This window comes from Streptomyces tailanensis, from assembly GCF_008386495.1.
Taxonomy (GTDB): Bacteria; Actinomycetota; Actinomycetes; order Streptomycetales; family Streptomycetaceae; genus Streptomyces; species Streptomyces tailanensis.
Genome location: NZ_VTHJ01000086.1, coordinates 23628 through 31887, shown reverse-complemented (window position 1 = coordinate 31887; position 8260 = coordinate 23628). Strand labels below are relative to the sequence as shown.

Annotated in this window: 7 protein-coding genes; 2 read left to right on the top strand and 5 right to left on the bottom strand. The window is 68.7% G+C overall.

Annotation, left to right across the window (positions count from 1 at the left end; all coding sequences use genetic code 11):
• Positions 1 to 515: 515 nt before the first annotated feature.
• Entirely contained in the window at positions 516 to 1511 is a 996-nt protein-coding gene (trpS, locus tag F3T56_RS41280; RefSeq protein WP_149830603.1) for a tryptophan--tRNA ligase, read from the top strand.
• Between the two features lie 35 nt (positions 1512 to 1546).
• On the opposite strand, the gene proC is transcribed toward trpS, so the two are convergent.
• From proC to F3T56_RS41265, 3 genes are all read right to left on the bottom strand, one after another.
• Positions 1547 to 2359 (bottom strand): pyrroline-5-carboxylate reductase, encoded by an 813-nt coding sequence (gene proC / locus F3T56_RS41275; protein WP_149830602.1) that lies wholly within the window; start codon positions 2357 to 2359, stop codon positions 1547 to 1549.
• A 211-nt stretch (positions 2360 to 2570) separates the two neighbouring features.
• A complete protein-coding gene (locus tag F3T56_RS41270; RefSeq protein WP_149830601.1) occupies positions 2571 to 3368 on the bottom strand; it encodes an ABC transporter permease in 798 nt (265 codons plus the stop codon).
• Positions 3365 to 4156, bottom strand: a complete 792-nt coding sequence (locus F3T56_RS41265) for an ABC transporter ATP-binding protein (RefSeq protein WP_149830600.1) — start codon at positions 4154 to 4156, stop codon at positions 3365 to 3367. Before F3T56_RS41265 ends, F3T56_RS41270 begins: the two co-directional genes overlap by 4 nt.
• A gap of 386 nt (positions 4157 to 4542) precedes the next feature.
• Between F3T56_RS41265 and F3T56_RS41260 the strand changes: the two genes are divergently transcribed.
• On the top strand, positions 4543 to 6159 hold the full coding sequence (locus tag F3T56_RS41260) for a SulP family inorganic anion transporter (RefSeq protein ID WP_246204371.1): 1617 nt from the start codon (positions 4543 to 4545) through the stop codon (positions 6157 to 6159).
• Here F3T56_RS41260 and F3T56_RS41255 read toward each other — a convergent pair.
• Together F3T56_RS41255 and F3T56_RS41250 are read right to left on the bottom strand one after the other, a co-directional pair.
• On the bottom strand, positions 6123 to 6908 hold the full coding sequence (locus F3T56_RS41255; protein ID WP_149830599.1) for a class I SAM-dependent methyltransferase: 786 nt from the start codon (positions 6906 to 6908) through the stop codon (positions 6123 to 6125). The genes F3T56_RS41260 and F3T56_RS41255 overlap by 37 nt on opposite strands.
• Positions 6909 to 7023: 115 nt before the next feature.
• A complete protein-coding gene (locus tag F3T56_RS41250) occupies positions 7024 to 8217 on the bottom strand; it encodes an erythromycin esterase family protein (RefSeq protein WP_149830598.1) in 1194 nt (397 codons plus the stop codon).
• Positions 8218 to 8260: the final 43 nt, after the last annotated feature.

The following is an 8260-nucleotide window of genomic DNA, read 5'->3' as shown; positions in this document are numbered from 1 at the left end:
TTCGCGTTTCCCTTTCCGGCGGTTCCGACTCTATCAGATCCTTTCGGGCCTGATTCCCAGTCAGCGGGGGTTGTCTTCACGGCTGTTGGGCCGTTCCGACGAGTGAGACTTTAGCGGATTCCGGGCTCCCGAGCTAATCGGGGGCTGCGTCCTTTCGAACGCGGATTCCTCATTCCGTAAATACGCATGCCAACGGCACGACGACGGGTCGTCGATTGTCGGTGTTTACCTGCGGAATGGCTGTCCGGGGACCGACCGAGGGTCGGCGCTCACGTCGGACAACTCGGAGAACACTACGGATGGGCCCTGGGTGTGTCAACTCGCTGCCGGGCGGTACCCCCGGGGCGTAGCCTGGCCCCCATGACTACGCGTACGTGTCACCAGCAGTGGTGGGCCGCCTGAGGGCGGCCGTGCTCACGTATGCACTCGACGGCCGCCGCCCCGGCGGCCGTTCTCGTATCTCCCTCCAGGGGGACGGCCGGCAGGTGTGGCGGTCCTGACCAGGAGGATGAGAGATGACGCGAGTCTTCAGCGGGATCAAGCCGACGGGGCATCTGACACTCGGGAACTACCTGGGGGCCGTGCGGCGGTGGGCCGAGGTCGATCAGCACGGGACGGATGCGCTGTTCTGCATCGTGGATCTGCACGCGCTGACCGTGGACCACGATCCGGCGCGGGTGCGCAGGCTCAGTCGGCAGGCGGCGACGTTGTTGCTCGCCTCGGGGCTGGATCCGGAGCTGTGCACCATCTTCGTACAGAGTCATGTGGATGAGCACGCACGGTTGTCGTACCTGTTGGAGTGCGTGGCCACCGACGGCGAGATGCGGCGGATGATCCAGTACAAGGAGAAGGCCGCGCGGGAACGGGAGCGGGGTGGGAGTGTCCGGCTGTCGTTGCTGACGTATCCCGTGCTGATGGCGGCGGACATCCTGGCGTACGGGACCGACGAGGTGCCGGTGGGGGACGACCAGACGCAGCATGTGGAGCTGACTCGGGATCTGGCGGTGCGGTTCAACCAGCGGTACGGGCACACGTTCGTCGTGCCGCGGGCGACGCATCCGAAGGTCGGAGCTCGGGTCATGAACCTGCAGGAGCCGACTTCGAAGATGGGGAAGACGGACGACGTGGGGCCGGGGATCGTCTATCTGCTGGACGAGCCGGATGTGGTGCGGAAGAAGATCATGCGGGCCGTCACCGACAGTGGGCGGGATGTCGTCTACGACCGGGAGGAGCGGCCGGGGCTCGCGAATCTGCTGGAGATCCTCGCGGCCTGTGAGGGTGGGAACCCCGAGGACCTGAGCGGTGTATATGAATCGTACGGAGCACTGAAGAAGGACACCGCAGAGGCCGTGGTCGCGCTCCTCAGGCCCGTACAGGAGAGGCACAAGGATTTGTGCGCGGATCCTGCGTACATGGAGGGGGTGTTGCGGTTGGGTGCGGAGAAGGCCAGAGAGATGGCTCGGCCGAGGGTGGATGCGGCGTATCGGGCGATCGGGTTGTTGGCTGCCTGAACAGCGCCGCCGACTGAACGGCGCTGCAGGCGAGGTCAGCTGTTGTTGCCGGAGGCCAGCTCGCGGCTGCGGTCGCGGGCGGCCTCCAGCGCGGCGATCAGTGCGGCGCGTACTCCGTGGTTCTCGAGTTCGCGGATGGCGCTGATCGTCGTACCTGCGGGGGAGGTGACATTTTCGCGGAGTTTGACGGGGTGTTCGCCGCTGTCGCGGAGCATCGTGGCCGCGCCGATGGCGGACTGGACGATGAGGTCGTGGGCCTTGTCGCGAGGCAGGCCTAGGAGGATGCCCGCGTCGGTCATGGCTTCGACCAGGTAGAAGAAGTACGCCGGGCCCGAGCCGGAGAGGGCGGTGCAGGCGTCCTGCTGGGCCTCGGGGACGCGGAGCGTCTTGCCCACGGCGCCGAAGATCTCTTCGGCGTGCGCGAGATCGGCCTCGCTCGCGTGGCTGCCGGCGGAGATGACGGACATGGCCTCGTCGACGAGGGCGGGGGTGTTCGTCATGACACGGACAACAGGGGTGCCTGCGGCCAGGCGCTCTTCGAAGAAGGAGGTGGGAATGCCCGCCGCGCCGCTGATGACCAGGCGGTCGGCAGGGGTGTGCGGGGCGAGTTCGTCGAGGAGGGTGGCCATGTCCTGGGGCTTGACCGTCAGGATCAGGGTGTCGGCGGTCTTCGCGGCCTCGGGGTTGGTGACCGGGGTGACGCCGTAGCGGGTGCGGAGTTCCTCGGCACGTTCGGGGCGGCGGGCGGTGACCAGGAGGTCCGCGGGGGCCCAGCCGGCTCGGATCATACCGCTGAGCAGGGCCTCGCCGATCTTGCCGGTGCCGAGGACTGCGACTTTCTGGGTCATGGTGCGGTGCCCTCCGGGGTGCGTCGTCCTGGGGTCATCCTCGCATCAGGGGGCGAGGGGTGGCTTTGGTGTCCGGTGGGCGGGACGTGCGCTGGACAGGTGCCCGGCGGGTGAGGCCGGGCGGGGGTAGGGCGCGCTGCTCGGCGCTACGAGGTGCCGCTGCGCCCACCCGTGCCGCCCCAGCGGCACGATTGCCCGCAGCTACGTATAGCTACGTGGTTCGGCGCCTCAGGGTTGCTGCTCCCAAGGTGAGGACCAGGAGGGCGCAGGTGGCGACGATGGCGGCGTCTCGGATGAAGTTGGCGGTCATGTCGGTGTGAAGGAGGACCTCGTTCATGCCGTCGACCGCGTAGGACATGGGGAGGACGTTGGAGAGGGCTTCGAGGGCGGGGTGCATGTCGGGGCGGGGAGTGAAGAGGCCGCAGAGGAGGAGTTGGGGGAAGATCACGGCCGGCATGAACTGGACGGCCTGGAACTCGGAGGCGGCGAAGGCCGAGACGAAGAGGCCGAGGGCGGTGCCCAGCAGGGCGTCGAGGAGGGCGACGACGAGAAGGAGCCAGGGGGAGCCGGTGACGTCCAGGTCGAGGAACCAGACCGCCAGGCCTGTGGCGAGGGTGGACTGGATGATCGCCAGTGTGCCGAAGGCGAGGGCGTAGCCCGCGATGAGGTCGCCTTTGCCGAGGGGCATGGCGAGGAGACGTTCCAAGGTGCCGGAAGTACGTTCGCGCAAGGTCGCGATCGAGGTCACCAGGAACATCGTGATCAGCGGGAAGATGCCGAGGAGTGAGGCGCCGATGGAGTCGAAGACGCGTGGGCTGCCGTCGAAGACGTAGCGGAGCAGGAACAGCATCACGCACGGGATGAGGACGAGCAGGGCGATCGTGCGGGGGTCGTGGCCGAGTTGGCGGAGGACTCGGGCCGCCGTGGCCGTCGTACGGGAGTAGTTGAGGGCGCTCGGGCGGGGCGTGGCCGGGGGTGCGGGGGCGTGCGCGTTCGTCGTGGGGGTCATCGCGCCGGCTCCTTGTGGTGTGCGTCGGTGGCGGTCGCCTCGTCCACCAGGTGCAGGAAGGCTGCCTCGACTGTGTCCGCGTGGGTGCGGGTGCGGAGGGCCTCGGGGGTGTCGTCGGCGAGGATCTCGCCCTCGCGCATCAGGAGGAGGCGGTGGCAGCGCTCGGCCTCGTCCATGACGTGGGAGGAGATCAGGAGCGTCGCCCGGCGCTGGGCGGCGATGGCGTGGAAGAGGTCCCAGAGGTCGCGGCGGAGGACCGGGTCAAGGCCCACTGTGGGTTCGTCGAGGACCAGGAGTTCGGGGGTTCCGAGGAGGGCCACGGCCAGGGAGACGCGGCTGCGTTGGCCGCCGGAGAGGTTGCCGGCGAGGGCGTCGGCGTGGGAGGTGAGGTCCACGTCGGCGATGGCCCGGGTGACGTTCTCGTGGCGGCGTTCGGTGGCGGTGCGGCCGGGGTCGAGGATCGCGGCGAAGTAGGCGAGGTTCTGGCGGACTGTCAGGTCGTCGTAGACGGAGGGCGCCTGGGTGACGTAGCCGATGCGGGAGCGGAGGGCGGGGGCGCCCGCGGGGTGGCCGAGGACCTTCAGGGTTCCGGTGACCTTGGCCTGGGTGCCGACGATCGCTCGCATCAGGGTCGACTTGCCGCAGCCGGAGGGGCCCAGGAGGCCGGTGATCTGGCCATGGGGTACTGCGAAGTCGAGGTTCCGGAGGACTGTGCGGTGGCCTCGGGTGACGGTGAGGTTGTCGGCCTGGATGGCGGGTGGAGGCTTCTTCGACGAGTAATTCATCATGTGATGAATAATGCGCCGGGTTCGGCGGAGCGTCAAGGGACACCTCTGTCGGGGCGGTGGAGGAGTGCGGGAGTGGGGGGCGCGGTGGGGGTTGGGAGGGGCGCGGGGCGCGCGACGGGGTGATCGGAAGGAGACGTTCCGGGGGTGAGCGCATCCACTGCCGTCGAGCGGGGCAGGAAAGGGGTGTCACCGCTGCTCACTTTGAGTGACAATCAGTTGCAGAGCGTGGTCGTCGGGCCTCGCCCAATCGCCGCGGTGGTATGTGGCGGTCTCCCGTTGTGAGCTCTTTTGCTCGTTCGCCGGCTGCGCCCCCGGCACGGGACCGCGCATCTCCTGTGGGGCACTCCTGTTGATTTGACCGTTGACTACCGGAGGTGCGTCACCTCATGCGTAATGCCTCATACCCATTTCGACTTCGATTTTGGCGGGGGGAGTTGGCCGCCTCGCTCGTCGTCTTTCTTGTGGCGTTGCCCTTATGCGTCGGGGTCGCGGTGGCGTCGGGAGTGCCCGCTGAATTGGGGCTGGTCACCGGGATCGTGGGTGGGCTGGTCGTAGGGGTGTTGCCCGGGAGCACCATGCAGGTCAGTGGGCCGGCAGCCGGGCTGACAGTGCTGGTGTACGAGGCTGTACGGACGTATGGGCTGTCGGCGTTGGGTGTGCTGGTGCTCGGGGCCGGGGTGATGCAGGTCGGGTTGGGAGTGTTGCGGCTCGGGCGATGGTTCCGGGCGGTGTCCGTGGCCGTGGTGCAGGGGATGCTCGCCGGGATCGGGCTGGTGCTGGTGGCGGGGCAGGTGTACGCCATGGGGGACGTCGCCGCGCCAGGGGGAGGTGCGGTCGAGAAGTTCGCGGGACTTGGTTCGTTGCCGGGGGCCGTGGATCCCGTTGCCCTCGCGGTCGAGAGCGCGACCGTTGTCGTACTGGTGGTGTGGCCTCGGTGGCGTCGGGGGGCGCGTTTCGTGCCGGCGCCGTTGGTGGCCGTCGGGGGTGCGGCCGTGGTGACCGGGGTGTGCGACCTGGAGGTGCGGCGGGTCGAGGTGCGGGGGTTGCTGGAGGCCGTGCGGATGCCGTCGGTCGATGATCTGGCGTTGCTCGCGCAGGCGGGGGTCGTAGGGACGGTGCTCGCGTTCGCGTTGATCGCGTCCGCCGAGTCGTTGTTCAGTGCGGCGGCCGTGGATCAACTGCATGACGGGCCTCGGACCGACTACGACCGGGAACTGGTCGCGCAGGGGGCCGGGAACGTGGTGTGCGGGGCGCTCGGGGCGTTGCCGATGACGGCGGTGATCGTACGGAGTGCGGCGAATGTGCGGGCGGGGGCGCGGACCAAGGCCTCGCGCGTGCTGCACGGGGTGTGGTTGCTGGTGTTCGCCGCCCTTCTGCCCGGGGTGCTCGAAGTGATTCCCGTGGCGGCGTTGGCCGGGCTGCTGGTGTATGCGGGGTGCAAGCTCGTGCCCGTACGGGAGTTGGGCGTGTTGTGGCGTGGGCGGCATCGCGGGGAGGTGGTGGTCCTCGGGGTCACGGCGCTGGCGATCGTGGCCTGGAATCTGTTCGAAGGCGTGCTGGTGGGGCTCGCGTTGGCCGTGGCGAAGACCACGTGGGACATCAGCCATGTGCACGTCGAGACCGAGGATCAGGGGGACGCGGGGGTGGTGGTGCGCGTGGTCGGGAGCGCGACGTTCCTGCGGTTGCCGAAGTTGCTGGACGCGTTGGAGGCCCTGCCGCGGGATCGGGATGTGCGGCTGGAGTTGGGCGGGTTGCGGCATGTGGATCACGCGTGTGCGGCGGCTTTGGAGGCTTGGTGGGCTATGCGCGTTCAGGAGAGCGGCACGGTGAGTGAGACGGGCAAGGGCGAGGTGGTCGGTCGTGAGGGGCCGTCGGGGCCGGATGAGGGCGGTTGCGGGGGACTCGTGGGGTCGGACGGAGACAGTCGGGAGGGGATGGAGGGGCAGGGGCTGGAGCGGCTTGGGGCTCAGGGGCGGATGGCCACCAGTAGGTCTACGTCGTAGGTCTCTTCGATCGTTTCGGTGGGGAAGAGTCGGCGGAGGTGGGCGCGTTCCTCGGTGAGGAACGCGGTGGTGGCCTCTTCGCCCAGGACGAGGAACGCCGAGTGGCTGGCGATGTTGGCCAGGTGGGTGTCCAGGGAGACCTGGCGGCTCCAGCGGATCTGGCGGCGGGTGAAGTCCAGTCGGCCGGCGGTGTCGGCAAGCGCGGCGGGGGCGCCGGTGGTGCTGCTCTTCTCGACCGGTGTGTCGGGGGCGATGCCGAGGAAACGGCGGATACGCGTGGCGGCTTCGGCGATCCAGGAGACGTCGAGGGCTTCGGTGTTCCACCAGAGGGCGAGTGCGCCACCGGGGCGGAGTACCCGGAGGGCTTCCGGGACCGAGCGGGCGGGGTCGGTCCAGTGCCAGGACTGGGCGTAGGTCAGGAAGTCGGTGGAGGCGGTGGCGACGGGGAGGGCGTTGCCGTCGCCTCGGACGAGGGGGATCAGGGGGTGGGCTCGGCGGAACTGGGCAGCCATGCCGGCGCCGGGTTCGACGGCGAGTGCGTTGGCGCCGCGGGTGTGGAGGAGGGTGGTGGCGATGCCGGTGCCGGCACCTACGTCGACCGCTCGTGAGCCGTGGAAGGGGCGGGCGGCCAAGTCTTCGATGGTGTCCAGGAGGGCGGGTGGGTAGGAGGGGCGGTTCGCCGCGTACTGGGCTGCGGCCGCGTTGAAGGAGTGAGCTCGGGCGGTGTGGGAGGGGCGGAGGGTCGTCATGGGGACATGGTTGCCGGGTGGGGTGGTGTGCGGGAGAGGGCGTGTCCCCGATGTCCGTAGGGGGCGTGTCCCCAACATCCGTGAGGAGCACGCCCCTTGGAGTTCGGTCGGGCTGTCAGGGTTTGATGATGGCTGGGCCATCGTTGATGTGCAGGATTGCGTCCGCCCCGGCGAGGGTCGCTTTGTCGAGAGGGAAGTAGCCCTGTTCTGGGGTGGGGTCGGTGCGGGTGCGGGCGGAGGAGGGGAAGGTGGTCGTCGTGGTCAGGCCCCAGGTGGTGATGCGGCGCTGCAGGAAGCCCTCGTAGGTGTCCGGTTCGGGCTCACGCAGGGCGAATGTCTCGTTGCGGCCCAGGCTGCCGGCGATGAAGGTGTAGTGCTCGTCCGACAGCGACTTCATGATGTCGCCGGCGCCGTACCAGTTGGTGACCATGTCCGCCATGGGCATGGTGATCAGGGTCGGCTGCAGGTGGAGGTTGTGCGCGAAGAGCAGGGTCGGGCCCCGGTGGGTCTCGACGGCTCGGATGTCGAGGAGGTTCTGGGCCATCAGGGCGTCCCGGGTGGCGCCCAGGCGGGATATGCGTGCGGCCTCCTCGATGCGCTGCGATGCCTGCTTGTGGTAGCGGAGCAGGCCGAGGCCGGCCGTGAGGTGGGTCTTGGCTCGGAGCCACTCGGCCCGGGATGTCGCCGCGATCAGTTGTGGTGCGCGGGCGTAGAGCGAGGTGAGCATGTCGTCCGCGAGGCATCGGAGCTTCTCGGCCTCGGCCGTGGCGCCGACCGACATGGCTGCGTCCCAGACCGCCTCTTGGCGGCTCCACCGTTCGTCGTCGCCGAGGAGGCTCGCGAAGTCGATGTCCAGGTCGAGGGCGGGGTCCGCGTCGGCGGCGAGGGCGAGGTCGCGTTTGAGGTAGTCGCGGGCGTGTTCGAGGTAGCGCCGGGGGCTGGGGGCGCTGGTGGTTTCCATGGGGGCGTCGAAGCCGTGGAAGGTGAGGCGTTCCGTGGAGGGTTGGTGCTGGTTGTACTCGCACATCCATGCGACCAGGTGCCTGTTGGCGACCAGTTGTCCGAAACCGTGGGAGAAGCCTTCGGCCATGACCGCGTCGAGGGTGCCGATTCCCTCCTGGACGAAGTCGTTCACGGTGAGCGCGGCGACGCGGTCGGTTTCGAGTGCGATGGATCGGAAGCCGCGTTCGACGAGTTGCACGAACAGTTCGTTTCGGACCCATGCGAAGGCCGGTTCGCGGTGGGTCGGCTCGCCGAGGGCCAGCAGGTCGCAGGAGGGGGTCACGAAGTCTTGGATGTCCTGACTCATGGATCTCAATCGTATCTTTGAAAGTTCGGTTGAAGGTTTGGGA

Excerpts from the sequence above, each read along its gene's own strand:
- trpS (WP_149830603.1), top strand. The coding sequence starts at position 516 with ATGACGCGAGTCTTCAGCGGGATCAAGCCGACGGGGCATCTGACACTC.
- proC (WP_149830602.1), bottom strand. The coding sequence starts at position 2,359 with ATGACCCAGAAAGTCGCAGTCCTCGGCACCGGCAAGATCGGCGAGGCC.
- F3T56_RS41270 (WP_149830601.1), bottom strand. The coding sequence starts at position 3,368 with ATGACCCCCACGACGAACGCGCACGCCCCCGCACCCCCGGCCACGCCC.
- F3T56_RS41265 (WP_149830600.1), bottom strand. The coding sequence starts at position 4,156 with ATGATGAATTACTCGTCGAAGAAGCCTCCACCCGCCATCCAGGCCGAC.
- F3T56_RS41260 (WP_246204371.1), top strand. The coding sequence starts at position 4,543 with ATGCGTAATGCCTCATACCCATTTCGACTTCGATTTTGGCGGGGGGAG.
- F3T56_RS41255 (WP_149830599.1), bottom strand. The coding sequence starts at position 6,908 with ATGACGACCCTCCGCCCCTCCCACACCGCCCGAGCTCACTCCTTCAAC.
- F3T56_RS41250 (WP_149830598.1), bottom strand. The coding sequence starts at position 8,217 with ATGAGTCAGGACATCCAAGACTTCGTGACCCCCTCCTGCGACCTGCTG.